Genomic DNA, 25,172 nt, shown 5'->3' on the forward strand with positions numbered 1-25,172 from the left:
TATCTCTCACTTCGAGAGCGCGCGCTCGACAGCTTCGGCGACGCCTCTCGCTTTTTCGGCCAGTTCGTCGGAGACGTAGCCGTCGGCCACCGCGGCCTCGAGTTCGTCGGCGTCGACGATCTCGACCGTTCCGTCGGGTGCCCGGACAACGTCGATGTAGAGGTCGACGTACCGCGCCGCGTCGGGGAAGAGTTCGACCGGCGTACAGACGTTGACGTAGGTTCCCTTCGCGGTGCCTTGCTCGTCTCTGTACGTCGTTGGATACCACCACCGACCCTCTCGGAACTTGGTGACGGCAACGTCGCCGTTCTCCTTGGGCACGTCGAGCGCGTCGTACGTGCCGCCGCCGCGCATCGAGCGCTCGAGGGTCACCGAGCCGTCCCCGTTCCAGTCGGTTACCTCGCCGCGACCCAGCGAAATGAGTCGGCCGTCGGGCTTCCCGTGACCGATCCCGATCCGATCTCCCGATGCCGGACCGAACTGTTGGGCGACTGCAGGGAAGGGAAACTCGCCGTCGGCGAGATCCGTCTCCGTGCCGGTAGAGCCACAGACAGCTTCCGCGAAGTCGACCGCCGCGCTCGCGGCCCGGTCGGCGGCTTTGGTCCGGTGGTGGCCCGGCATCGTCGTCTCCACCTCGCGACGGACCGCGTCCAGCGCGAACCGCGACTCGCGACCGAACCAGCACCACGCCGTCGTCCGCGGTGCAGCGAGTACCCCGGGTTCGTCCGGCTCCTCGGGCGCGTCTGTGAGTGTGTTCTCGAGCGCCCGTACGCGGTCGGCTGCCTGCTCGAGCGCAGTTGTCATCGCCTCGAGGTCGGCGTCGGCGGCCGCGTGCTGCCAGCGCAAGCCCCAGCCGTCGGGGATCTCGACCGAGAGCAGGTCGGTCATGCCGACGAGTTCGTCGGCTCGCTCACCCCGGAGTGCCGCAGAAACGCCGGTCCGATCGCGCGAGAGCGTACAGAGCCCGCCCTGCACCTCGAGCGTCGGCACGACCCGCGGATCGTCGTCGCTCCAGGGCGGCGCGGGCTCGCGGACCTGCACGCGATAGCGGTTCCCCGCATCCACGTAGCCGTCGACGTCGTCGTAGTGGAGGTAGCCGCGTCGACCGTTTCCGAGGTCGACCGTCGCGCCGCCTCCACCCCCGGCGTCGATCACTTCGCACTCGAAGACTGCGCTGCGCGAGACGGCGTCCTCCCAGCGAAAAGCATCGATCGCGAGTCCCTCGAGATCGCTTGCGACCGCATCGACGCTGCCGGACTCGCCCGAGACCTCGACGCCCTGTCTGTCACGAGTCGTTTCGATTCTTATGTCCGCCGGCACGGTCTCGAACGAGTCGTCGAACCGTTCTCGGATCGGGTCGGAGGCCTGCACGACCTCGAGCCCGTTCTCGCCGAGCAGTTGCGTGATCGCCGTCGTATAGATGCCGCGGACTCGAACGGTCGTCATCGTCTCACCTCCATCCGTCATCGACCCACCTCCATCCGTCATCGACCCACCTCCATCCGTCGTCGTTTCGCCACCATCCGTCCTCGCTTTGCCTCCACGTACTCTCGTTTCGCCGCCGCGGATCCGTTTCGTTGCGCTCGCTGCGCGTATCGGCCGTCAGGGATATCGCCTCTCAGCACGGAAATCACTCCAATGTCTCGCGGTCGGGTGCGAACCGCACTCGAGCGTGTATCGTCGGACCCAGCGTCAGTTCGACCGTTTCGTCCGGCAGCACTCGGCCGTCCTCGACGTAGACGCCCCATGTGTCGAATCGGAGCCAGCCACGCATCTCGTCCGCGTGCGTCGTGAGATCGAGCTGGTCGACCGCGTGTTCGGGGTAGTCCGACGCCGAGTGGGCCATCTCCATATCCGAGTAGACAGTGTCGTGGGCGTCGAAGAACTTCTCGAGCGCCGTCGCATCGGTTTCGACCGCTTCGACGACCGCCTCCGAGGCGGCTCGGAGGTCGTCGGTCTCGAGGCCGACGTCCCGGAGTGCCTGCTGCGTTCGCTGATCGAAGTGCATAGCCGTCGGTTGGGTGGGGAGGCCTTTGTGGATTCCGAGTCCGCGTCGGCGCGACGGCTCGACGAGAGTTCGGATCCGGGTGGTAGAACTGTGCTGTTCGCGTTCGCCGCTCGCGTCATACGGTTCGCTGTACCGATGTACCGGTGGGATCGCAGGACGGTTGCGATCCTCCCGGAACTGACTTCCAGCGGACAGTATCAGTCGTCGGCCGCGAGACTCTCGGTGCTCTCGGCGGACAGCACGGCCTCTTCGGGGTCCGTGCTGGTGTTCGTGGCTGTAACGTCGCCCTCGGATCGGTTTTCGTCCGTCTCGTCTGGTCCCGGCGGCGCGGTGTAGAGGATCCCTCGGCTCGAGTTGTACATCGTTGTCGGTCGAGTATCGCAATCGGACACTGATAAGCACGATCCTTATATGGATCTTGACAGTGAATATCATACTAGGTTCCTTTCCTCGCCGAACGCTTACCGGAGCGGACGTCGTAGCGACGGGTATGGATCAGCGACGCGACCTGGTTGAACGGGCCGACGAGCAGTCGCGGGACCTCCAGGAGGTCTCGACGTGGGAACCGCGAACGGTGGTCGATCGACTCGCGTACGTGCTCTACAACGCGGTCAACTACGGGTTACAGACGATCGTGCTCGCCGTCGCGCTGGGAATCACTCTCCTCTTGCTCGTCCAACCGGCGGTGCTCGTCCTCGAGGAGCCGTCGCTCTCGTTCTTCTTCGGGCTCTCGGTGGTTCCGGCGGCGTTGCTCGCGGGATTTATCTGGTACACGGATATCACGTCGAGCGAACCGCTGTCGCTGTTGGTGGCGACGTTCATTCTCGCCGTGCTCTTTGCGACGTTCGCGGCGGTCGTGAACTCCGCCGTGGGGCCGGTTCTGCAGGCGATTCCGGTTATCGGCACCGTCCTCTTTTTCTACCTGATCGTCGGACCCGTCGAGGAGGCGGTAAAGCTCCTCGCGGTCCGCGTCTTCGCCTACCGCAGCGACACGTTCGACGCGGTCATCGACGGCGCGGTGTACGGTGCAATCGCGGGACTCGGGTTTGCGGCGATCGAGAACGCCATTTACATCGCCAGCACGGTCGCGACGGCCGAGGTCGGGACGATCACCGCCGCGACCGGCATCGCGACCGTTCGAGCGCTCGTCGGTCCCGGTCACGTCATCTACTCCGCCATCGCGGGCTACTACCTCGGACTCGCGAAGTTCAACCCGGAACACGCCGGTCCGCTCGTCGCGAAGGGGCTCCTGATCGCCGCGTTTGTCCACGCGACGTACAACACCACGGTCGGTATCGTTCCCGGCCTCGTCGCGGAGACCTACGCCGTTTCCTTCGAACTCGCGTTCGTCGGCTACGTCATCCTGTTCGACCTCGTCGTCGGCTACTACCTCTACCGAAAGATCGCCCGCTACCGCCGGACCTACCGCGCTGTCAGAGATGAGACGCGTGCGTCGCCGAAGCCGGAACTGACCGAGTTCGACCCGCCACGGCGCTGACGGCCGATTTCACCGACGCGACCCTCCGACAGGTTCGCGGCCCGCTGGTGCAGGCACCACCGGCTTGCCTCGCAGTGTCGCACTGTCCGGTATGAGCGCGACCTTTACAGACGACGACCTCGAGAAGTCCGTCGAGAACGCCAACGGCGAGGTGATCGGGACCGTGAGGAAGATCGAAGCGGATACCGCCCGCGTCGAACCCCGTTCCGGTCTCGTCGACTCGATCAGAGCCGCACTCACCTGGAGCGAGAGCCACGAGGAGACTCTCGAGGTCCACGAGGAGTCGGTCGACGAAATCTCGAGCGAGGCGATCCGACTCGAGTCGGAATCGGTGGCGGACCTCGAGGACGAGTCGACCGAAATCGACAGCGAAACGGGCCAGTCCGAAACGCCGGATCCGGTTGGCGAACAGGACACGGCTTCCGAGCGGGATCCGTCTGAGAAACTCGACGATCCGTCGACCCACGACGCGGCCGAACGATCCGCGGAACCCGACCGGACGGTTTCGGTCGAAGAGATGGATCAGCCTCCCCTCGACGAAGAGGCGACAGCCGAGATGCCGGACGATCTCGAGGAAACGGAGACGCTCGACGGGTCGAATCCGGACGATCCGACTGACGAGTTCAAGGAGCCGGATGAGATTCCGACGAGCGGAATGACGGGCGAGGACGGCAGCGACGATACGAGCGACGCGGTCGATGATTCGGATGGATGGAACGACACGGAATCGTCGGCCGAAGCGGACGACTGGAGCACCACTGGGCCGGCGACCGGGTCGGCCGAACCGAACGAACAGTCTTCGCCGGACGCGATGAGCGACACTCGACCCGTCGAATCGCCCGGCGAGATGGACCGCGCTAGCGTTCAGGACGAACCGGCGGGCGAAACCCCGGAACCGATCGACGAGGAGGAGTTGCTCGACGATATGGCATCGAGTGAGGGTTCGAACGATGACACCACCGACGCCACCGACGGCGCCGACAGCGTCGATGGCGGCCCGAGCACGGAACGGGCCGCGGATTTCGAGAGCGTCGGCGACGTGGACGCTGACGACACGAATGCCGACGGTCCGATCGAGACCGCAGAGACCGAATCCGAAACGCCAGGGACTGATTCGACTGACGAGACGGATTCGACTGACGAGTCCGATCTAGCTGACGAACTGGACACTGGCACCGATCTCGAGTCGGTCGCCGACGAGTCCGACGGGCTGGACGACGGCGAGGTTGACGGTCCGGCGGAAACGGACGACGTGGCCGACGAGATGGATCCGGGCATCGATCTGGCGGCAGCCGCAGAGCTGGACGATACCGACGACCTTGAGCCCACTGACGGAGAGGGCGAGACCGACGAGATGAGTCTGGTCGACGAACTCGACACCGGCACCGACCTCGAATCGGCAGCGGAGTCGAACTCCGGTGGAGCGAGTCCGGAGACTGAATCGAGTGCCAACGGTCGGCCGGAGACGGCACTCGATCCCGACGTCGGCGACCACGCGTCGAGCGAGGCGGACCCGCGACCGGAAACCGAACTCGAGCCGGCGGAATCGGCTGCGAGCGACGAGTCGGTAGAACCCGCTGTCGGCGAGACGGCAACGATCGAGGAAAGCGAGGAGACGGCCAGCGACATCGTCCCGGGAGTCGACATCGAATCGGCCGTGGAATCGGACGACCAGCGGGCAGCCGAGATCGATCCAGACGCGCTCGCCGGCCGAGGCGCCGGCGACGAATCGGCAGCCGACGATGTCACTCCACAGCGAGTCTCCGACGACGAGGTCGACTCGGATACGGCCTCGGATCGGGCCGCACGAGCGCGAGTGGACGACGACGGAACGGCTACAGCGACAGACGCAGAGAGCCGCGATCTGGATCGGTCCCGGTCGAGTACGCCACTCGCGGCCACCCTCGCCGCACAGCGGGCAGCGATGACGAGCGGACAGGAACTGGTCGAGCAAAGCCTCACCGTCCAGCAGCGAGCCGCTCGAGCCGCAGTTGCGACGCCGCTGCTCGCCCAGCGACAGGGAGTCGAGAACGCCAAGTCAGCTACGCAGCAGTACTTCGACGCCGTTACCGCGCTGACGGGCACCGGGAGCAGTGACTCCCACGAGCAGCAGTCGCTGAGCGAGGCGATCGACGAACTCGAGGCGGCTCACAGGGGGCTCCCCGACGAGGACCTCTCCCGACAACTCGCGGACCACCTCGAGGAGCTTCGCTCGCTCCAAGAGCAGTTCGGCGACGACGTCGAACGCGAAAGCGAACGGGTTGTGGACCTGCTCGAGCGCCAGGCCGACCTGCTCGAGGCCTGCAGGGACTCGATCGAGGCCGACAGCGGGGAGACGGATCGATAGGACGGCGACGGTCAGTCGAACGTTAAGAGCGACGAACACGACCGGCCGCGGGAGTCTGTTACGCAGTATATATACCGGTGAGAAGTGTACGCTTTCGTGATGGTTCCAATTATCGGATCAGTCGTCGCGTTCGTCGTCGCACTGCTCGTCGGCGGATTGGCTATTTACGCAGGAGCATCGATTATCGCTGACGTCGACGACTACTCCTACGCGGTCGTGACCGCACTCGCCGGCGCGATCGCGTGGGCGCTGACGGTCTGGATTCCGCTGTTCGGGCCGTTGTTCGCGTTGCTCGCCTGGATCTGGGTTATCAACTGGCGGTACCCTGGCGGCTGGATCGACGCCGCCCTGATCGGGCTCGCAGCCTGGGTCTCCGCCCTGGTGATCCTCTTCGTGCTCAACAGTGTCTTCGGGCTCGGCGTCAGTGCGTTCGGCGTTCCGGGCGCGTAGGACCGTACTTCAGTCGAATCGGGCCTCGAGCAGCCGTTCGACGTACTTCGCGAGCACGTCGACCTCGAGGTGGACCGGATCGCCGACATCCTTGTCGGCGAGCGTCGTGAGGTCGTACGTCGTTGGGATGATCGCGACGGTGACGCGACCGTTCTCCTCGTCCAGGTTCGCGACGGTCAGACTGATTCCATCGAGCGTGATCGATCCCTTTTCGACGACGTAGCGGCCGTACCCCTCGGGGAGTTTGAACTCGAAGAACCAGTCCTCTTCGACGGACTCGATATTCGAGACCGTCGCGACCGCATCGACGTGGCCCTGCACGACGTGGCCGTCGAATCGACCGTCGGCCGGCATCGCGCGCTCGAGGTTGACCGCGTCGCCCTCCTCGAGGTCGCCCAGATAGGTCCGGTTGACCGTCTCGGTCGCGAGGAAGACCTCGAACCACGTTCGCTCCTCGAAGCGCTCGACGGTGAGACAGACGCCGCTGACGCTGATACTCTGGCCGTGCTCGAGTCCCGTCGCGACCTCGTCGGCTCCGATCCGAAGCCGCAGGCCGTCCTCGGTGCGCTCGCGTGCGACGATCTCGCCGGTCTCCTCGACGATTCCCGTGAACATACGTTGACGTACCAGCGGACGAATAAAGGCGTTCTGAACCCGTCATGCGTTCCAGATCTGAGACGCGCTCTTCTCGAGCATTGATCGACGAATCCAGTCGCCGTCCTTTTGTCCGTACCCGCGCTATCACCGCGCAATGACCGGTCTCATCGACACGATCAAACTCGCGGGGACGCTCGTCCTCGCGATTCCCGCCGCGCTCGCCGGGCTCGAGTTTCTGCTCGTTCGCGGGGAGACGGCGACCGGAGCGATCCTGCTCGTGCTCGCCGTCACGCTCGTGATCGTCCAGCACCGCGTGACGCTCCCGACCGACATCCCCGGGCTCGTCGCCAAACGAGTGGCGGGGTCGGTCGTAAGTGATTCGGACGCCGAGCAGGACGAACCCCAGGAGGTTCCGTCCGAGACTCGAGACGACCGCTCGTAGCGTTTCGGCGGACGGGTTTATGTTTGTGTGCGTGAAAGAACGGACAGGAGGAGCGACTCGTGGCAGACGCCATTATCGGTATTTTCAAACTGGGTGAAGTAGTGATCGACGGTCTCGTCAGCGTCTACGGTCGGTTCACGGGTTCGGACGGAGACGAAGACGAGAACGAAGACGCGGACGAGTCCGAGACGGACCGGTAGACCGCTGTTTCGGTTCCAGCACGGTCCCCTCTACGTCAGTCTTCGAGCACCGCCGACGGCTCGAGCGACCGCGACGGGGCCTCGAGGTACGTCGCCCGTTCGCCGTCCTCCGCTTTGACCAGCAGGTCGGCGATCCGGAGCCACGCCCCGTCGCCGACGTGGACGGCCGACTCGAGTCGAACGACGCTTCCGGGTTCGATCTGATCGCCACCCTCGAGCGGGCGTTCGCAGGACTCGAGACCCACGCCGTACGCTCGTGTCCGGATGTCGTCACCCTCACCGAAGCCGAACGCGCGGACTTCGGCCTCGAGGTCGGCTTCGACGGCGGTGACCGACTCCGCGTCCGCGGTCAACATCGCCGCCGCGGATCGAAACGACTGCGTCGCGCCGACGTGGGCGCGGCGCTCGCTGCCGCCGTCGCCGTCGACGACGAGCGTGCGGACGAGCCCGGCGTGGTAGCCGTCGGGTCCGCGGGGAGCCGTCTCGAGGACGATCGGTTCGCCGGGTCGCAGCGGATCCTCGCTCGTGTCTCCGTCGCCATCGGCCGCTCCCCCGCTGCTATCGAGAGTCGAGGGCGTGTGCCCCGGATCGGGGTTGACGACCGTGTTTCCCGCGGGAAACGCGCCCGCCGAGACGATGGCTTCGTCGATGCCCGTCCGGAGTCGATTCGGCGTCACCGGATCGCCGTCGACCACGAGAGTGCCGTCGTCGAGTGCTGCGCCTGCGAGCAGCGACGCTGCGCCTCGAATGCCGGCGCTTGCGGCGGCCTGTGCGTTCGCGATTCGGTCGCGCTCGGTGTCCGTCTTCGTCGCTCGAGCGCGCTCGAGGACGTCCGTCGAGGCGAGGTCGAAGCCAGCTTGCTCGAGGTAGAGCGCGGCGTCGTGTGGCACTCGTGCCGGCGTGAGGGCCGTGCCCGATTCGATCCGTTCGGCCAGCCGAGTCGCGAGCGCTTCGGCGGGGTGAGTCGACGCGTCTCGACTCGAGTCGAGGACCCACTCGTTCCCGTCGAACGCGACCGCAAACGTGGGCGTGGCGCAGTCGGTGATCAAATCGTGCTCGAAAGCCGACAGACAGTATCGAATGGCTGCATCGTCGTGGGCCCCGACGTGAACGAACGCATTCGCCTCGCGGCGCTCGAGCGTGTCGCGAATCGTCGACTCGAGGTGCGCATCGACAGTCTCGCTCTCGAAACCGCCTGCAGGTAGTTCCGCGTCAGTCACGGCGCTTCCGCTTCGATCTCCTCGCCGTTGGCGTCGGTGTCGGCCGGCTGCTGGGCCTCCTCGACCAGATCCTCGAGCGGCGTCTCGAGGAGTTCGTTGTGGAGCAAGACGTCGATCGGAAGCGTCGGCGCGCCGTCGACGAGGTTCTCGAGCAAGACGAGTCGCTCGCGGGCACGGGACATGCCGACGTAGAAGACGCGGCGTTCGTTGTCGGTGAGAACGGGAACCGGCGAGGTCGTCTTGGTGAACTCCTCGCAGCCCGGAATCGCCGTTGGGTCATCGACGGTCGCGACCATCTGCTCGACGACCTTCTCGGTGAGGTCGGTGCCGACGATGACGTGGTCGGCCTCACGCCCCTTCGCGGAGTGGATGGTGCCGACACGGACGCGGTCGGTCTTCATCTTTTCGTACTCACCAATAGCGAAGTAGGATTTGACGCTCTTCTTCTGGAAGTTGGTGACCTTCCGGAGCATGTCCGAGGCCGACGCGGGGCCGGGCATGAACGGAACGTGATCCTGGACGACCTCGACCGGGATCATGAGCTCCGCTAAGTCTTCGATGCCGGACTCCTCCTGTCGCTCGTCGATCTCGTCGAAGAGCGCGTCACGATCGTTGGTGCCGAAGGCCGACTCTTGGAGCATATCGGCGAGGCGTCGGGCCTGTAGGCCGGTGACGTCCTCGCCCGCGTCGATCGCCTCGACGGCTCGAACGTACTGGGTGAGTCGGTCTGTCCACATCCGCTGGTCGGTCAGGGACGTAAACGGCATCCCCTCGGTGATGAACTCATCGATGAACTGGAACATCTGGTAGCGAGCGCGGAAGAGCACCATGACAGTCCCCTCTTCGACGATGGATCGCCGGACCAGACGAACGACATCGAGCATGGAGGCGTTGCGTCGAGCCTCGACGGACCCGCCCTCCGTGCGCGGTTTGAGGTCCTTGTCCTGGCGCTTGTCGATGTGGCGGATCTCCTTGTTGACCGCGTTGAGTACGTTCGAGGGGAGCCGATAAGAGTTCGGCAGAATAACGTCTTCGTCGACCTCCTCGTCAAGCAGGAGTGCGGGGTCGGCGCCCTGCCAGGAGTAGACGACCTGGTCGTCGTCGCCGGCGATCAGGACCTGCTTCATGTGCGGTTTCCACTCCTCGTAGACGTCGTACTGCAGCGTCGTGATGTCCTGAAACTCGTCGATCACGAGGTAGTCGACGCTCGGGAGCAGTGAACGCTGCTTCACGCGCTCGAGCATGTCCGCGAAGCCGATCTTGCCGTTTTCGCCCTTGTAGGCGCGCCAGCCGCGAATCGCTTCGGGGACGTCGATACGGTCGTCGTCGGAGGGCCACGTCGGCGTGTACTTGTTGCCCTCCTGAGCGTTCGGATCGATTTCCGGCGGAAGTCGAACCTCCTCTTCGTCCCACTGGAAGGGGACATCGTACCAGTCGGCGACGTCGCGACTGGTCCGCTGGAGCCACTGGCTCGTCGCGATAACCTTGTTTCCGATCGTCGTCGAGCGGGCGGTGCGCCGGCCGGCGCCGCTGTACTCGTCTTCGTACTCGATGCCGAACTCATCGCAGAACTCCTCCTTGTCGGACTCGCCGATAACGTCGCTTCGAGAGAGATCAAGCAGTTCGTAGGCCTTCGCGTGCATCGTACAGACGTTGCCCTGCAGCGCTCGCGGACTCTCGTCGAGTCGCTCGGCCAATCGTTCGCGAACCTCCTGTGCAGCCGCTCGCGTGTACGAGACGACGAGGATATCCCGGAACGTCACGTCATCCTGTTCGAGGATTTCTTCGACGTGGTCGAGCAGGGCAGTCGTCTTGCCGCTGCCCGGACCACCGAACAACCGGGTCACCTTCGTCTCCGTAGTAGCCATTGTAGCTGTTCAAGGGCGCAATACCCATAAGTCACGTGGATTATCGTCGGCAAAAATGCCGATGCGGGTACCCATTTCGACCGCAAGCGACCGAAACCGACTGTTTCAGGGGTTTCGTGGAGAGCGGGCGCTTCGTATCTCGGCACCGTCGCGTATTTTGTCCTGGCAGTCGGGACAGACTCGCGGGTTCTCGACACCGCGTGGGGTGAACACGCGAGCGTACGCATCGGTGACGAACGCGTCGCAGTTCTGGCATTCCGGCATAGTGGTTCTCACTGAATTATTGTGGGGTCATACAGTATAGTTCTATCGCATATTCACCCGGGAAAATACGACAACAACGCCGGTGACCGACAGTGGATCGGGTCCGATGGAATCAGGCCGGCACCCGGACAACCGTCAGGAGGCTGATTCCGGACAGTTCGACGGCGGCCGCTATGGAACTCGAGTGTCGCCGACAGTATTCGAAAAACGGAGTCTCAGTGGCCTCAGAGCGTGGGCTCCCAGCCACAGACGGTACACGTGCTGGCGGACGTATCGTGGAGGCCGCCACAGTCCGGGCACTGTTTCTTGTTATACTCCTGGTCCCACCCGACTCGTTCTACCGTGTGACCGCGGTCCGTGAGGAATTGGTCGATGACGTCGTCACCGGCATCACTGGGTGAGGTTGCCATAGGTGTGTCAATATCACCCATGGTATTAAACTGTGTGGTCGACCCATATTTCTGCCTCGACCCGGCTAACGCATCCCGACGAGTGACTGTCTCCGCTACCCGTTTGTTCGATTCCAGCGGCAGTATACCGACCAGCGGACTTTTCTCGGTCTCGGCCGAATAGCCACCCATGAGCGACCTGCGCCTCGATGCCACCCAGCTCGATCGCTACTCGAGACACGTGATCATGGACGAAATCGGGCCCGAAGGACAGCAACGGCTGCTCGAGAGTTCGGTGCTGGTCGTCGGTGCGGGCGGACTCGGTTCCCCGGCGATCCAGTATCTCGCAGCGGCCGGGATCGGTCGCATCGGGATCGTCGACGACGACGTCGTCGAACGGTCGAACCTGCAACGACAGATCGTCCACGGCGACGACGATGTCGGCCGGCCGAAAGTCGAGAGCGCGGCGGAGTACGTCGCGGCGCTCAACCCCGACATCGACGTCGAGCCGCACGAGACCCGCATCACGGCGGACAACGTCGCGGAATTGGTCGACGACTACGACGTCGTGCTCGACGCCAGCGACAACTTCGGGACGCGATACCTGCTCAACGACTATTGCGTGCTCACGGGGACGCCGCTCTCCCACGGTGCGATCTATCGCTTCGAGGGGCAGGTGACGATGTTCACGAACGAACGCGGCGACGACTCGGGCGAGGCGAGCGACGGTACCGCCGGCGACTCGCCGCCGTGTTACCGCTGTATCTTTCCCGAGGCACCCGAACCTGGTACCGTCCCCGACTGCGCAACGACGGGCGTCCTCGGCGTCCTTCCCGGCACCGTCGGCTGCATTCAGGCCACGGAGGTCGTCAAGTACGTCCTCGGCAAGGGCGAGGTGCTCGAGGGACGGCTCCTCATGTACGACGCGATGGACATGACCTTCGAGACGGTCGAGATCCTGTCGAACCCGTCCTGTCCGGTCTGTGGTGACGAACCCGACATCGAATCGGTCGAAGACGTGAGCTACGAGGGCAGTTGCGGGATTTCGGCGGATTAGTCGGCCAGCTTTGACTAGCTCTTCTCGGCCCAGTTCGTTATCGGAGCCGTTCGGTTACGATCTCTCGAAGCTCGAGCGCGCCGAGAAGCCCGATGCAGGAGACGAACGCGATCGTCCCGAGTTTCCCGCCGGAACCCTCGAACGCCGGCGCGACCAGCAGAAAGACGACTCCGGAGAGCCCGCCGGCGACGCCGACCGCGAGCGCTCCGCCCAACCGATCCGCGCTCGACATTCCGACGAAGGAAGCACAGAAGGCGACGGCGGCCAGCGTCGACCCGAATTCCGGAACGGCGAGCGGAAACGCGACGCCTGCAGCCACGCCCACGGCACCCGAGCCGACCACGGCACCCCACTCGAGGCGGACGCTCAGGACGACCGTCGCGACGGCTCCGGCGACGGCCACCGGGACGATGAGGTGGGCGAACTCCCACTGCGGGGCCCCCGCCTCGGCGAAATCGAGCCCCAGCAGCGCCGCGGTCGCGAGACAGCCGAACATCGCGAGTGTCCCCAGCTTGCCGCCGACGCCGCCGAACGACTCCGTCGTTGCGACGAATCCGAGTCCCGCGACGACGCCCGCGAGGGCGACGGACTCGAGCGACCCGAACACCGCCGGCGAGGCCATCCCGACAAAGGAACCACAGTAGACCGGTGCACCGACCCTCGGGACGGCGAGTCCGGCGGCCAGTCCGACGAGCGCGGAGGCGAGCACGGGTCCGATACCGGCGTAGACGCTCAGCGCGTAGGTGACGACGGCACCGACGACCACCGCGAGCCCGGCGGCGGCGTCGCTTCGGTCGAACGCCGGCGTCTCGAACGCCTCGAGTTCACGTCGGTGTTCGATCACGCCGGCGACGGCGGCGGTGAGCAGGATTCCGAGCTGAATGCCGGTCGTTCCGATCGGCATCTCGGTCGGAGCGAGTACGGCCCCCACGAGCAACGTTCCGGCCGTCAGAAGCAACGCGAGGTAGCCCGCAAACTGTGCCGAACGGTACACGAATCGAGAGATGAGAAGGGGAACGGAGAGCGTTACGGTTCCGAGCCGTCCGGTTCTAGCTCCGCAGCAACCCGCCGTCGATGGGCACCGCGACGCCGTTGACGAAACTCGAGCGCGGACTCGAGAGCACGGTCACGATGTCGCCCAGCTCACGGGGCTCGCCGATGCGATCCATCGGAATTTCGCTCGCGAGGTCCGCCAGCCCTTCCTCGTAGTCGTCGTAGACGCCGCGCTCGATGTTCGCCTCGATGAGCTCCTCGATACGGGGCGTCTCGATCGTCCCCGGCAGCACCGCGTTGACGCGAATCTCGGGGGCGAACTCCCGCGAGACCGTTTTCACGAGACCGATCACGCCCCGACGGACGGCGTTCGACAGCAACAGGCCGTCCGCGACCTCGCGGACCGTGCGGGACGTGATACAGGTGATCGAGCCGTAGTCGGACTCGAGGAGGTGCTCGTGGGCTTCCTCGATCGTCCAGACGGCGCTCATCACCAGCAGATCGTAGGCCTGGTACCAGTCCCGTTCGTCGGTCTCGAGAAAGGTCGTACTCGGCGGGCCACCAGCGCTCGTGACGAGGTGGTCGAGCCCGCCGAAGGCGTCAACCGTTTCGCTGACGAGGTGGGAGACCGCGTCCGGATCGGTGATGTCGGTCGGCCTGGCTCGGACCTCGCCCACGGCCGTCTCGGCGATCGCCTCGCGGGCGTCTTCGAGCCGATCCTCGTCGCGACCGCAGAGCATCACGTTCGCGCCCTCCTCGGCGAGCGCCTGTGCGCTCGCGAAGCCGAGGCCGCTCGAGGAGGCCGTCACCAGTGCACTGTTGCCGTCGAGATCGAGATCCATGCTCGAGTACACGGCGGCGTGCTACAAAGTCTCAATGTCACTGGCAAGGCGCTCGTTCGGGTCCGATGTCGGTGGAAACCGTCGATTAGTCCGCGCCCAATCCGTCGAAGTAGATCGCCCGGCGTTCGTCGTCTGCGGGCGTCGTGACCAGCGAGACGACGACGGTGGCGAGCAGTCCGATTCCCATCCCGACGAGTCCGGCCGTCCAGCCGGCGTACGCGCTCGGGACGGTCGCGAGGAAGAGACTCGAGAGGTAAAAGCCCTGGCTGAGGACGATGCCGGCGGTGATCCCGGCTCGAGTCGTCCGCCGCCAGTAGAGCGAGACCATGACGGGCAGGGCGAGTTGGGCGAAACCGCTGAAGGCCGCGTCGCCGAGTTCGAACAGCGTTGCGGGGTTCCAGAGGCTGGCGACGAAGGCGGCGGTCGCAAAGCCCACGACGCCGACTCGAGCCAGCAGGTCCTCACGACGATCCGAGATGTCGCGGTCGACGAACGGTCGGTACAGGTCCCGCGTAAAGTAGGACGACCCCGACAAGAGCATCGAGTCCGAAGAGGACATCATCGCGGCCATCGCGCCGGCAATGACGAGCGCGGCGAACCAGACCGGCGTGTACTCGGCGAGGATCACCGGAAGCACGTTCTCGCCCTCCGGAATCGCCACGTCGAGCCCGCGGGCCCACGCGCCGAGCATGAACGAGGGGACGAACAACAACACGCAGAGGATCGGCCACAGCGCGAACGAGCGCTTGAGCACCGTTCTCGAGCCCGCGGCGAAAAAGCGCTGGTTCACCTGCGGGAACATCGCGACGCCGAAGCCGATCGTAATCGCCGTCGAGAGCATCCACTGGGGCGTATAGTAGGCGCTGCCGAGCGAGAGAAAGTCGGCGGTCGCTTCGTTGGATGCCAGTGCGTCCGTTGCGGCACCGGGACCGCCGACGACGGCGAGCACCCAGAGCAGGGCGACCCAGGTCGCGACGAGCATGAATGCGCCCTGCAGCGTGTCGGTCCACGCGATCCCCCGAAAGCCGGCGATGACGACGTAGAGGATCATGAACACGGTAATCAGTCCCGCACCGGCGGCGTACGGAACGGCGCCCTCCGTCAGGGCCTCGAGGGCGGTGCCGGCGCCGACCTGCTGGAGCATGACGTACGGAAAGAGCCAGAGCAGGCTAATGCCCGCGACGAGCCCGCGGAGTCGCCTCGAGGCGAACCGGTCGCCGAGCATCTCCCCGAGCGTGACGTACTCGTATCGCTGGCCGAGCAGCCACTGCTTGTAGCCGATGACGTACCAGAGGACGGCGAAAATGATTCCGTCCATCAGCCCCATGACGAGGATCCACTCCGGCCCCTGGGCGTAGGCGATGTTCGGTCCCGCGAAGAACGTAAACGCCGAGAGCAGCGTCGCGAAGGTCGTAAACAGCAGCACGATCGTTCCGACCGTCCGACTGGCGAGGTAGAAGTCCTCCGCCGTCCGGTCGGTCAGTCGGTAGGCGACCAGCCCGACGGCCAGCGCCAGAAGCAGGTAGCCGACGATGATGCCGAGTTGGAGGGCGAGGCTCACGGTCGATCACCGTTAGTCGCCGATCGGGCCGAGCGATTCGTTCCGCCGTTCCCGTTCGACGTTCCGTCTCTGCTCGAGTCTCCCCCCGATTCAGTTTCGATGCCGATTCCCCACGCTCGCTGGGTGAACAGGTAAAAGACGACCGACGTGAGCCCCATCCAGCCGATATGCCACCAGAGCCACACTGGGAGTCCGGCGACCACCGTTGCGTCCCCCCAGAAGAACCACGGGATCGCGAGCGCGCAGAGGACGACCGCGACCGCGATCCAGCCCACGAGTTCTAGCCGACGCATATCCGGAGGTTGGGATCGACGCTGATACCCGTTTCCCTTCAACGTTTCCGATTGAAGAGAATCTACTATCGGTTCTCAGACCGTCGCTCAGTCGCACGATTTGGCAAGGTAAAATCGCTCTTTCAGGGAGGAGAAAACGTATAGGTATTGCCAGACGAATGCAACTCGAACTGATATGGCCCGGCTGTTCCCGTTTCGCTCCGAACCCGCAGAACACGAGGGCCAGCCACGCGTCGTCGACCTCGAGGGCGAGGACGCCGATGCCGTCTTCAGCGCGCTCTCGTCGACGACTGCGCGCCAAATCTACGCCCGACTGGACGAGGAGCCCGGAACGCCGAGCGACGTCGCCGACGCGATCGACTCCTCGATTCAGAACGTTCGGTACCATTTAGAGAAACTCGAGGATGCCGGGCTCGTCTCCGTTGTCGACACGTGGTACTCCTCTCGCGGCAACGAGATGAGCGTCTACGCGACGACCGACGGTCCGCTGATCGTCACGGGCGACGAGTCGGCGGCGAGCCGAATACGGGAGGCCCTCTCCCGGTTCGTCGGTGGGATCGGCGCGCTGGCCGGCGGGAGCCTCTTAGTCCACCACGGACTCACGCGGTGGGCCGAGTCGGCGACGGACTCCTCGGGGGCGGGGACGGCCCCGGCGGGGGCAGAAACGGACGATACCGACGGTGGAGACGCCGGCGAATCGGAGGATGGTGGAGACACCGAATCGGACGACTCGACGGACGACGCAGCCGACGACGATTTCGGCGCACAACAGACGGATGCGGAAGACGAGGAGATGGACGAGGCCGACGAGGCCGAATCTGACGACGCCGACGTCGCGTACGACGAGGAGGGGACCGGCGAGACGTTCGATGCTGAACCGGCGGCCGGCGACGGCGCTGTCGAACCCGCGGGCGACGGTACTGCGGCGGTCGCCCAGACGCTGTTCGAGACCGTTCCGCCGGGGCTCCTCTTTTTCCTCGGTGGCCTGCTCGTGTTGACCGCGGTCACCCTCTACTGGTACTGGTACCGACCGGCGTACTGACGGCGTACCGCCGTGGTACCGGGCAGTGTACCGTCAGGAGACGGGGCCATACAGGTCAACAGCTATTTCCCCGTCACGATCCAAAATCTACACAACCGACCGCGGTACCGCGTCTGCGGTGCCCCTCGAGGGGATTCCCCATGGAAGACACGTCGAAATACCTCATCCACGCGAACGTTACGGCTGACGGGGTCGTCGAGCGGAGCGACGTCGTCGGCGCGATCTTCGGCCAGACCGAAGGCTTGCTCGGCGACGAACTCGACCTCCGTGACCTCCGTCAGTCACAGAAAGTCGGCCGCATCGATGTCGAGATAACCAGCACCGCCGGCCAGTCACACGGCCACCTCACCATCGCGACCAGCCTCGACAAGGTCGAGACCGCGACGCTCGCGGCCTCGCTCGAGACCATCGACCGCGTCGGGCCGTGTCGAGCGAACCTCGAGGTCACCGAGATCGAGGACGTCCGCGCGGCCAAGCGCAAGGAAGTCGTGAATCGGGCGAAGGAACTCCTGCAGACGGGGTTCGACGACAGTGTGATGAGCTCCGAGGAGATCCTCGCGGAGGTACGCCAGCACGTCCGGGTGGAGGATATCACCGAGTACGAGGGGCTGCCGGCTGGTCCCCGTGTCACCGATAGCGACGCGATCATCGTCGTTGAGGGGCGCTCGGACGTGCTCACCCTCCTCAAGTACGGCGTCAAGAACGCCATCGCGGTCGAGGGGACGAACGTCCCCGACGCGGTCGCGGAACTGACTCGTCACCGCACGGTTACGGCCTTCCTCGACGGCGATCGCGGCGGGGATCTCATCTTCGAGGAACTATCGCAAGTGGGCGATATCGACTTTGTCGCGTTCGCGCCCTCCGGCACGTCCGTCGAGGATCTGGACCACCATCAGCTGTTCGCGTCGCTGCGCAACAAGGTCCCCTACGACAACGTCTCCGGATTGAACGAGCCTCGAGAGGCCGTTGCGGCGACCGACGGGAGCTCGACGCCGGCCCCGGAACCAGATGCCAGACGCACGCACGGGTCCGAAGCCGCCTCGCCGACGTCGATCGACGAGTCGTCCGGTTCGACCACCCAGACGGCGAGTGGGGCGAACGCGGCCGCCGACGTGACGACCGCCGGCGAGGCGGCGACCGAGAGCGAGGCTGTCGGTCCGTCCGACGGCTCCTCGAGCGCGCAGTCGGCCGCGAGCACCGACGCGGGGTCGACATCAGGGGCGGCCCCCGACACACCGGCCGAACCTGCGAAACCGGAGACCGTCTACGGCCACGCGTCGGCTGTCATCCGAGACGGCACCGACCGGGTTCGGTTTCTCGACGCCGACGGCGACACTATCGACGAGACCGACGCGAACGACGCCTACGACGCGCTCGAGGACCTCGAGTCGGCACCGACGACGATCATCCTCGATACGATCCTCAGCCAACGACTGCTCGATCTGGCGGCCGATCGGGGCGTCGATCGGATCGTCGCACGCTCGCTTGGACAGTTCACTAAGCGGCCGACGGCTGTCCGGATCCACGCGATCGACGACGTGGCGGCGGAACGTCCCGACTCGGAGTGAGCGGAGACTGGTTGACAGACCGATCGCGAGTCGTGGAGAGGCGGTTCCGCAGTGTCTTATTTGTTGCATGCGTGCGTTCCGCTCGCAAACGCGGCTCGGACCGAGATGTTGATATTCGGCTCCCCTTGAGTTCCGCTCGAGATGTCACCACCGCCAATGGCTGCGCTCGTCCTCCTCGGCGTCTGGGTGCTCGTGTTGTTCGCCGCGACCAACGCGGCGGCGTACAGCCAGTGGCGAGCGACCCGTGAGTACGGTGCTGTCGACTCGACGGCCCCCTCGTGTGACGACGCGGCGAATCGGTGGTCCGACGATTCGGTAAGTCGGAACCGTATCGACTCTCAACCCTCGGAGTCGACGGCGCGGGCTCGAGACGATCGATCGACGTGCGGGAGGCGGGACGATGTCGGTGCGGTCGCGGACGATTAGTCTAATTGTGAGATCGTGCTGAATACAGGGCGCGAATGAGGTATAGACTGAGACGGGATCTGCGAGAGGTCGTGACCGGTCAGTACAGGAGCATCATTCCGTAGCAATGTCATTTATCTCAGCATTTTCAAGTTAGTATAGGTGTGAAAAATACAGTAGGAGGCGAAACTTGTGACTGTTAATCCAATGAAACCAAGCAGAGTATCCGCGAGACCACTTCCTACAAAAACAACTCCAACTGCGAAATAGAGTCCAACAAGGCCCACTATCGCGAGTAGTGCGACAAGAATTCGATGGGTGGGAGAAAGAGATTTTCCTGTCTCAGAAGTGCCTTCAGCCATATGTAAAATACCCAACTCGAGGGTGCAAAAGTACTCTGGTGTAGTGAGCAGATAGTTCACCGTTTTCGGCGCGAAACAAACGGGGTCGTTGTGCTGCATTCATCCTCTGTATTCAACAGGCCGTTTCTGACGCCTATTCGGGGGGTGGGGTGGTCGCTCCGGTAACGCCTTCCTCTACGTACTGTCGTTCGTGATCTCTCTCACAACGCGGTCCAACAGCGACAGTTACCCGAATACTGTGAACGCCAGCACCACGAGGGCACAGAACAGCGCGCCCGAGAGGGTCGCCAGGAAGTTGACGCCCTGATTGCTGAGGATGTCGCCCTCGAGCGTCGCGCCAAGCAGGCTGTCGACGGTCATGCCGACGATGCCGGCGGCGACGATGATCGCCGCGCCGACGACGCCGACCTCCGGGAAGAGGACGTAGGAGATGCCGGCGACGACAGTCGCGCCCGCGATACCGGCGATCTCTCCCTGCCAGGTGACGCCGCCGTCGGTGCCGGGTTCGACTGGCTCTAAGGTGGTGATCAGCCGCGGCGTGTCGAAGACGCTCCCGATCTCGCTCGAGAGCGTGTCGCTCATCGCGGTCGAGACGGAGCCCGCGAAGGCGAACAGAAAGAGCCCCGGTTCGGGATCGCCGGGCAGTATCGTCGCCGAACTCGCCGCATAGCCTAACACGGCGACGATCGCGACGGCGGCGTTGCCGAGTACGTTGCCGCTGCCGCGGGCACCGTTGTTGTCCTCGGCAACCCCCAGTTCCGCTTTTTCCTCGTAGCGAAACTTCGAGGAGAGCCCGCCGATGGCGAAAAAGGAGATGAGGACGACGAACCAGCCGTAGCCGCCGAGGACGATGGTCAACAGCCCCAACAGGATGCCGGTGAGCATCCCCGCGATTGAGGCCGTCTCGAGCGCGTAGGAGGCGTAGCCGAGCGCGATGGTGACCCCGAGGGCGGCGACGATCTCCACGCCGTCGAGCGTCAGTGCCGGCTCGAGCTCCGCGAGCAGCCAGCCCAGCAGGCCGACCGAGAGCATGACGATGGGGTCGTCGCGGGCCAGCAGCACGTCCCGGAGCAAGGCGGCGAGTAACGCGGCGCTTGCGCCGAGGAAAATCATCGTCGGAACGGTCGATCCTATCGACTCGAGCGAGGCCGCCCCGTCGGTCAACGACTGCGTGAGCGCTTGGCCGCCGACGGCCGCGACAGTCGCGACCAGACAGAAGACGGCCACGAGGACGACGTCGTGGTCGGTCCGGCGGCGGGCGAGTTGCTCCGCGGCGTTTCCGTAGCCGACGAGGAGCACGGCGGCGACGAAGACGGCGACGGACATCGAGGCCGTGACTGCGATGAGACCGAGCGTGACGGCTGCGAGGACGAACGTGATGAGTCCGTAGAGGCGACCGTCCTCGTAGTCTCCCGGATACGCGAGGAGGTCGAAGAGCGGACCGTCGGTCACGGCGAACGCCCCTCCGATCACGACGGCCGCGATCGCGGCCCCGACCCAGGGGCCGCCGAGGGGCACGGCGAGGACGAGCGTACAGAGGAGCGCAAACGCTCCTGCTCGCCGAACGGGTGCTGTCACGATACTGAGTCCTTTCTGTGGCGTTTACTTGAAGGTTCGTGAACCGTCCCGCGGCCGTTCTCACCGTCGTCAACGCCGCTATCCGGAGAACATGTAACTGCAGAGAAAGACCATCAACTCCGTACGACCGACTGTCTCGGACCGAATACACTCACTGTAACCGGAAGGAAACGTAAGCGGTACCGGTCCCACCGAAGCGGGGCGATTCCGCTGACGCTTCGTAACCGGTATACCAACGCGTCGGAAACGCAAGGCTGTGGGTCTGTACGAACGGTACCTCGCGTTGCGAATCCGCCGCCACGACGGCACGCTGCCCGACCATATCGCCCTCGTCATCACCGAGCGGGACCTCCTCGAGCGCGGCGCCTACGAGACGCTCACGGAGTTTTTCGCGTGGGCGTTCGAGTACGCCTCGCAGGTGACGGTCTACGTGAGCGTCCTCGACGCCGCCGCAGTTCCTGCCTTGCGACGCGAACTCGAGACGATCGACGCGCCGCGAGCGGTGGCGGTTCGGGGACCGGACGATCAGACCCGTGCGGACGCGCCGATCCGGATCGGAATCGGACTCGGTGGCAAACACGAGTTCACCAGCGCCGTCCGAACGCTCGCGGAACGCGTCGACGACGGCGAACTCGAGCCCGACGAGATCGACGACGAGCGGGTCGAGGAACACCTCATCTTCCCGACCGAACCCGATCTCGTGATCAAAACCGGTGCCGAACGGCTCTCGGACTTTATGATTTGGCAGTCGGTCTACTCCGAACTCTACTTTACGGACGTCAACTGGCGGGATTTCCGCAGGCGAGACTTCCTGCGGGCGGTCCGAGAGTACTGCAACCGGTCGCGACGCTACGGTCAGTGAACTGCCACACCCCCCTTCTCCCGAACGCCGAATCTACGTTCCCGGTACGGCCACCGATAGCGGGACGGCGGGACGGCTACTCTTCTGGGTCGCGCGCGTCGATCGATCCGGGTCCGTCGTTCCCCGTCGTCGGCGTGCGAGTATCGGTCCTCGTCGTCGGTCCGCGACCGTCCTTACCCGTCGCGTCCGGAGCCGTGCCGATGGGCTCTTCGAGGCCGACGACCGGGCCGTCGAGGTGGACGGCCTCCTCTTCCAGTTCGTACTCGAGCACACCGTTCGCCTCGAGTTTCGGCAGGACGACGTGGACGAGCGAGATCCGGACCGATGTCGGCGACCCCTCGGGATCCAGTCGGGCGACCGATGTCGCCAGTCGCTCGAGAGATGGACGCGACCCGGCCGTCGATAGTACGTGCAGGGCAACCCGGGTACGGGTACTCGCGAGGAGCGCGTAGGCTGTCTCGGTCGGGACCTCGGCAACTTGCGTGAACCGATCGACGTCGACAGGGATGCGAGAGGGTGCCATACCAACTACACGTGTGGGAATGATCGATAAAATCCTTGCGGTGAACAAACATGTTCGGCCGACCCCGTTGCCGGAGACCAACGATCTCGTTCAGTCCGCGGCCTGCCCGCTCGAGTCGAGTTCCTCCACCTGGCCGCCGTCGACGCCCTCGAGGTCGTCCGGATCGGGCTGTTCGGCCGTCGGCAGCGAGTCGCGGAACCGCTCAACGATCGACTTGGCTTCGACGAGTTCGGGATCGCTGACGGCGCCGAGCAGGGCGATTGCGCGTCGAGCGCGGGTCCGTCGCCAGGACTCCTCGCGGTGTTCGTACGTTCGAATGCCCCGAAGGAAATCGGTCTTCGAGAACTCCGGCCAGTAGGGCGTACAGAAGAAGACGGCGGCCTCGTTGCCGTTAGCGTGCCACGGGAGGAAGTTCGAGGTCCGCTCGTCGCCGCCGGTTCGGATGATCAGGTCGACGTCCCGAACCGGCTGGTCGTAGAGTCGGTCCTCGATCGTCTCGACGTCGATTGCGTCCGGCTCGAGGGTGCCCGTTTCGACGTCGCTGGCGACGCCCTGAACCGCCTCGAGCAGCTGCGAACGCCCGCCGTAGGCGAGCGCGATGTTGAGGACGAACCGATCGTAGCCGCGGGTGCGGCGCTCGGCGTAGTCGACGGCGTCGCGCACCCGTTCGGGGAGTCGCTCGACCTCGCCGATCACCCGGATGCGGACCTCGTTCTCGTGGACGCGATCGGCGTCGGCGAACTCCCGAAGCTTCTCACACAGGAGGTCGAACAGCGCCTGATTCTCCTCGTCCGGGCGGTCGAAGTTCTCGGTCGAGAACGCATACAGCGTCAGCTCCTCGACGCCGATGTCCTGACACCACTCGAGGACGCGCTCGGTCGTCTGGGCCCCCTCGCGGTGGCCGTCGGTCGCGTCGTCTCCCTTGCGGCGAGCGTACCGTCGATTGCCGTCCTGGATCACCGCGACGTGCGTCGGTGCACCGGAAATCTCTCTCGAGAGCACCTCCTCGTAGACCGCGTCGACGCGCTGCCGGAGCCACCGCTTCATTGCTCGGTAAAAGGTCACCTATCCCTATGTGTCTTGTGTGGTGTGTACCAGCATGAGAATCCGAGTATCGCGCTACCAGAGTGGCGTTCGACCGGTCTCCCGGAAATCGTGACGGCTATCCGTTCGGACGCCGTCTGCTCGACCAATGGCAGACGCGATCGACGACGACCTCTATCAGCGGACCAAACGGCTCCTCGAACCGGGCGAGATCGAACTCAACGGCGCGATCGTCCACACCGATCACGACGGGCAGGAAGACGTACAGATGATGCAGGCCACGCTCGACGTCGGCGACATCATCGCCGAGCACTCGGGCCACGAGCCGGAGGACTGCTACGTCTACTCGGGCAACGACGACCCCGACTTCTCCTCGAACCAACACCAGGGGCTCACCCTCGAGGACGAATCGTTCGTCTGGGAGTGCCAGCAACTGCTGCGTCAGGGCAGTTTCGATATCGTCATCTACTACCGAGCGAGCGCCGACCACGAGGCGATTCTCGAGGGCGTCCGCGACCTCGGCTACGAGGTCACGGGCGTCGAGGGCGACTAACGAGCCTATCGAAGAACCGACCGTCCTTTTCGGCGATCGGTCGTTCGAACGGGCCCTCGAGCGGACCGTCCCGGTTCGCTTATGCCACGGGACTCCCGAACGACTAGTATGAGCACGGATGTCGACCTGTCGGAACGCGAACGGGCGGTCGTCAACGCCTTTCAGGGCGGCTTTCCCGTCGTGGAACGTCCCTTCGAACCCGCCGCCGCGGCCATGCGCGACCGCGGAGTCGACATCGACGGGACCGAACTCCTCGAGACGATTCGCGACGTAGACGAGCGGGGCGTCCTCTCGCGCTTTGGCCCGCTGGTCAACGCCCAGGAGATCGGCGGCGCGGCGACGTTAGTCGCCATGCACGCTCCCGAGAATCGGTTCGACGAGGTCGTCGACGCCGTCAACGCCCATCGGGAGGTCGCGCACAACTACGAGCGCGCCCATCCCCACCTGAACGTCTGGTTCGTCGTGAGCGTGGCCGACGAGGAGCGAGTCGAGGAAGTGCTGGCCGAAATCGAAGAGGAAACCGGCCAGGAGACGTACAATCTCCCCAAACAGCAGGAGTTTCGCGTCGAGGCGAAGTTCTACGTCGACGGCCCGTTCGACGGTTCCGGCGACGACGAAGCCGAGACCGCCGGCGTCGACTGCACCGACCTCGGTCCCAGCGTCACCCCGACCGACGAATCGACGCTGACGCCGGCCGAGCGGGATCTTGTCCTCGAGATCCAGGACGGTCTCCCGCTGACCGAAACCCCCTACGCGGACGTCGCTGACGCCATCGAGCAGGACCTCGAGTGGGTCCTCGAGACGATCAAGCGGTTCGAGCAGGAGGGCAAGATTCGGCGCATCGGCGTCGTGCCGAACCACTACGCGCTGGGGTATACAGAGAACGGGATGACAGTCTGGAACGTCCCGGACGACATCGTCAGCGAGGTCGGCCCTGAGGTCGCCGCCCTCCCCTTCGTCACGCACTGCTATCGGCGGCCGCGCCACGACGGCGTCTGGCCGTACAACTTCTTTGCGATGACCCACGGCCGCAGCGAGGAAGAGAGCCAGCGGCGGATCGAACAGGTTCGCGAGACGATGGCCGACTACTGGAACGTCGACGACGGCGACTGGGACTCGCTGTTCTCGACGCAAATACTGAAGAAAACGGGTATTCGTATGGCTGAACGCGCCGAAGCCAACACTGAATCCCGATAACGAACAGGG

28 protein-coding genes are annotated in these 25,172 nt (G+C 64.9%); 12 read left to right on the plus strand and 16 right to left on the minus strand.

The window, feature by feature from the left end:
* Positions 1-6: 6 nt before the first annotated feature.
* From NATTI_RS0112560 to NATTI_RS26080, 3 genes are all read right to left on the minus strand, one after another.
* Positions 7-1,446, minus strand: coding sequence for a DUF402 domain-containing protein (locus NATTI_RS0112560; protein ID WP_027119142.1), 1,440 nt, complete (start codon positions 1,444-1,446; stop codon positions 7-9).
* Positions 1,447-1,630: 184 nt separating this feature from the next.
* Positions 1,631-2,008: a DUF7532 family protein gene (locus NATTI_RS0112565; protein WP_006089817.1), complete on the minus strand. Its 378-nt coding sequence runs from the start codon at positions 2,006-2,008 to the stop codon at positions 1,631-1,633.
* A gap of 197 nt (positions 2,009-2,205) precedes the next feature.
* The gene (locus NATTI_RS26080) at positions 2,206-2,370 is read right to left on the minus strand and encodes a hypothetical protein (RefSeq protein ID WP_019991856.1); all 165 of its coding nucleotides are present in this window, start codon (positions 2,368-2,370) and stop codon (positions 2,206-2,208) included.
* A gap of 128 nt (positions 2,371-2,498) precedes the next feature.
* Between NATTI_RS26080 and NATTI_RS0112575 the strand changes: the two genes are divergently transcribed.
* The 3 genes from NATTI_RS0112575 (at position 2,499) to NATTI_RS0112585 (ending at position 6,303) form a co-directional block, all read left to right on the plus strand.
* A complete protein-coding gene (locus NATTI_RS0112575; RefSeq protein WP_006089818.1) occupies positions 2,499-3,506 on the plus strand; it encodes a PrsW family intramembrane metalloprotease in 1,008 nt (335 codons plus the stop codon).
* 91 nt (positions 3,507-3,597) lie between these two features.
* Positions 3,598-5,853, plus strand: a complete 2,256-nt coding sequence (locus tag NATTI_RS0112580) for a midas domain-containing protein (protein WP_019991857.1) — start codon at positions 3,598-3,600, stop codon at positions 5,851-5,853.
* 99 nt (positions 5,854-5,952) lie between these two features.
* Entirely contained in the window at positions 5,953-6,303 is a 351-nt protein-coding gene (locus NATTI_RS0112585) for a hypothetical protein (RefSeq protein ID WP_006089819.1), read from the plus strand.
* Positions 6,304-6,312: 9 nt separating this feature from the next.
* Here the strand turns inward: NATTI_RS0112585 and NATTI_RS0112590 are convergent, their stop codons facing one another.
* Entirely contained in the window at positions 6,313-6,918 is a 606-nt protein-coding gene (locus NATTI_RS0112590) for a riboflavin synthase (RefSeq protein WP_006089820.1), read from the minus strand.
* Positions 6,919-7,054: 136 nt separating this feature from the next.
* Here NATTI_RS0112590 and NATTI_RS0112595 point away from each other — a divergent pair, with 136 nt between their 5' ends.
* Together NATTI_RS0112595 and NATTI_RS26085 are read left to right on the plus strand one after the other, a co-directional pair.
* The gene (locus tag NATTI_RS0112595) at positions 7,055-7,342 is read left to right on the plus strand and encodes a DUF7533 family protein (protein ID WP_006089821.1); all 288 of its coding nucleotides are present in this window, start codon (positions 7,055-7,057) and stop codon (positions 7,340-7,342) included.
* A gap of 59 nt (positions 7,343-7,401) precedes the next feature.
* Entirely contained in the window at positions 7,402-7,542 is a 141-nt protein-coding gene (locus tag NATTI_RS26085) for a hypothetical protein (RefSeq protein ID WP_019991858.1), read from the plus strand.
* Positions 7,543-7,577: 35 nt separating this feature from the next.
* On the opposite strand, the gene NATTI_RS0112605 is transcribed toward NATTI_RS26085, so the two are convergent.
* The 4 genes from NATTI_RS0112605 to NATTI_RS0112615 all read right to left on the minus strand — a co-directional run bounded on the left by NATTI_RS0112605 (position 7,578) and on the right by NATTI_RS0112615 (position 11,304).
* Positions 7,578-8,762, minus strand: coding sequence for a M24 family metallopeptidase (locus NATTI_RS0112605; protein ID WP_006089822.1), 1,185 nt, complete (start codon positions 8,760-8,762; stop codon positions 7,578-7,580).
* Entirely contained in the window at positions 8,759-10,630 is a 1,872-nt protein-coding gene (locus tag NATTI_RS0112610) for a UvrD-helicase domain-containing protein (protein ID WP_006089823.1), read from the minus strand. The genes NATTI_RS0112605 and NATTI_RS0112610 overlap by 4 nt, the downstream gene beginning before the upstream one ends.
* A 105-nt stretch (positions 10,631-10,735) precedes the next feature.
* Positions 10,736-10,894 (minus strand): DUF7563 family protein, encoded by a 159-nt coding sequence (locus tag NATTI_RS27645; RefSeq protein WP_449289286.1) that lies wholly within the window; start codon positions 10,892-10,894, stop codon positions 10,736-10,738.
* A 224-nt stretch (positions 10,895-11,118) separates the two neighbouring features.
* On the minus strand, positions 11,119-11,304 hold the full coding sequence (locus NATTI_RS0112615; protein ID WP_006089824.1) for an HVO_0416 family zinc finger protein: 186 nt from the start codon (positions 11,302-11,304) through the stop codon (positions 11,119-11,121).
* Positions 11,305-11,473: 169 nt separating this feature from the next.
* On the opposite strand from NATTI_RS0112615, the gene ubaA reads away from it, so the two are divergent.
* Entirely contained in the window at positions 11,474-12,340 is an 867-nt protein-coding gene (gene ubaA / locus NATTI_RS0112620; RefSeq protein WP_006089825.1) for an SAMP-activating enzyme E1, read from the plus strand.
* A 37-nt stretch (positions 12,341-12,377) separates the two neighbouring features.
* Here ubaA and NATTI_RS0112625 read toward each other — a convergent pair whose 3' ends face one another.
* The 4 genes from NATTI_RS0112625 to NATTI_RS0112640 form a co-directional block, all read right to left on the minus strand.
* Entirely contained in the window at positions 12,378-13,334 is a 957-nt protein-coding gene (locus tag NATTI_RS0112625) for a hypothetical protein (RefSeq protein ID WP_006089826.1), read from the minus strand.
* A 55-nt stretch (positions 13,335-13,389) separates the two neighbouring features.
* Positions 13,390-14,175, minus strand: coding sequence for an SDR family oxidoreductase (locus NATTI_RS0112630; protein ID WP_006089827.1), 786 nt, complete (start codon positions 14,173-14,175; stop codon positions 13,390-13,392).
* A gap of 85 nt (positions 14,176-14,260) precedes the next feature.
* Positions 14,261-15,736 (minus strand): sodium:solute symporter family protein, encoded by a 1,476-nt coding sequence (locus NATTI_RS0112635; RefSeq protein ID WP_006089828.1) that lies wholly within the window; start codon positions 15,734-15,736, stop codon positions 14,261-14,263.
* Positions 15,733-16,029, minus strand: coding sequence for a DUF3311 domain-containing protein (locus NATTI_RS0112640; RefSeq protein WP_006089829.1), 297 nt, complete (start codon positions 16,027-16,029; stop codon positions 15,733-15,735). Before NATTI_RS0112640 ends, NATTI_RS0112635 begins: the two co-directional genes overlap by 4 nt.
* 175 nt (positions 16,030-16,204) lie before the next feature.
* Between NATTI_RS0112640 and NATTI_RS0112645 the strand changes: the two genes are divergently transcribed.
* The 3 genes from NATTI_RS0112645 (at position 16,205) to NATTI_RS0112655 (ending at position 19,065) form a co-directional block, all read left to right on the plus strand.
* Entirely contained in the window at positions 16,205-17,071 is an 867-nt protein-coding gene (locus NATTI_RS0112645) for an ArsR/SmtB family transcription factor (RefSeq protein WP_006089830.1), read from the plus strand.
* Between the two features lie 140 nt (positions 17,072-17,211).
* On the plus strand, positions 17,212-18,639 hold the full coding sequence (gene dnaG / locus NATTI_RS0112650; RefSeq protein ID WP_006089831.1) for a DNA primase DnaG: 1,428 nt from the start codon (positions 17,212-17,214) through the stop codon (positions 18,637-18,639).
* Positions 18,640-18,780: 141 nt separating this feature from the next.
* Positions 18,781-19,065, plus strand: coding sequence for a hypothetical protein (locus tag NATTI_RS0112655; protein WP_241434320.1), 285 nt, complete (start codon positions 18,781-18,783; stop codon positions 19,063-19,065).
* A gap of 113 nt (positions 19,066-19,178) precedes the next feature.
* Here NATTI_RS0112655 and NATTI_RS26090 read toward each other — a convergent pair whose 3' ends face one another.
* Together NATTI_RS26090 and NATTI_RS0112660 are read right to left on the minus strand one after the other, a co-directional pair.
* Entirely contained in the window at positions 19,179-19,406 is a 228-nt protein-coding gene (locus NATTI_RS26090; protein WP_152423940.1) for a hypothetical protein, read from the minus strand.
* A gap of 225 nt (positions 19,407-19,631) precedes the next feature.
* A complete protein-coding gene (locus NATTI_RS0112660) occupies positions 19,632-20,984 on the minus strand; it encodes a DUF92 domain-containing protein (protein ID WP_006089833.1) in 1,353 nt (450 codons plus the stop codon).
* A gap of 256 nt (positions 20,985-21,240) precedes the next feature.
* Here NATTI_RS0112660 and NATTI_RS0112665 point away from each other — a divergent pair, with 256 nt between their 5' ends.
* A complete protein-coding gene (locus NATTI_RS0112665) occupies positions 21,241-21,846 on the plus strand; it encodes an undecaprenyl diphosphate synthase family protein (protein ID WP_006089834.1) in 606 nt (201 codons plus the stop codon).
* 76 nt (positions 21,847-21,922) lie between these two features.
* On the opposite strand, the gene NATTI_RS0112670 is transcribed toward NATTI_RS0112665, so the two are convergent.
* Positions 21,923-22,369, minus strand: coding sequence for a DUF7344 domain-containing protein (locus tag NATTI_RS0112670; protein WP_006089835.1), 447 nt, complete (start codon positions 22,367-22,369; stop codon positions 21,923-21,925).
* Positions 22,370-22,459: 90 nt separating this feature from the next.
* Complete coding sequence (uppS, locus tag NATTI_RS0112675) at positions 22,460-23,416, minus strand: polyprenyl diphosphate synthase (protein WP_006089836.1); 957 nt, start codon at positions 23,414-23,416, stop codon at positions 22,460-22,462.
* 145 nt (positions 23,417-23,561) lie between these two features.
* Here uppS and NATTI_RS0112680 point away from each other — a divergent pair, with 145 nt between their 5' ends.
* The gene (locus NATTI_RS0112680) at positions 23,562-23,966 is read left to right on the plus strand and encodes a DUF5778 family protein (protein WP_006089837.1); all 405 of its coding nucleotides are present in this window, start codon (positions 23,562-23,564) and stop codon (positions 23,964-23,966) included.
* Positions 23,967-24,074: 108 nt separating this feature from the next.
* A complete protein-coding gene (ahbB, locus tag NATTI_RS0112685) occupies positions 24,075-25,163 on the plus strand; it encodes a siroheme decarboxylase subunit beta (RefSeq protein ID WP_019991860.1) in 1,089 nt (362 codons plus the stop codon).
* The last annotated feature ends 9 nt before the right edge of the window (positions 25,164-25,172 follow it).

This window comes from Natronorubrum tibetense GA33 (assembly GCF_000383975.1).
GTDB classification, from domain to species: Archaea; Halobacteriota; Halobacteria; order Halobacteriales; family Natrialbaceae; genus Natronorubrum; species Natronorubrum tibetense.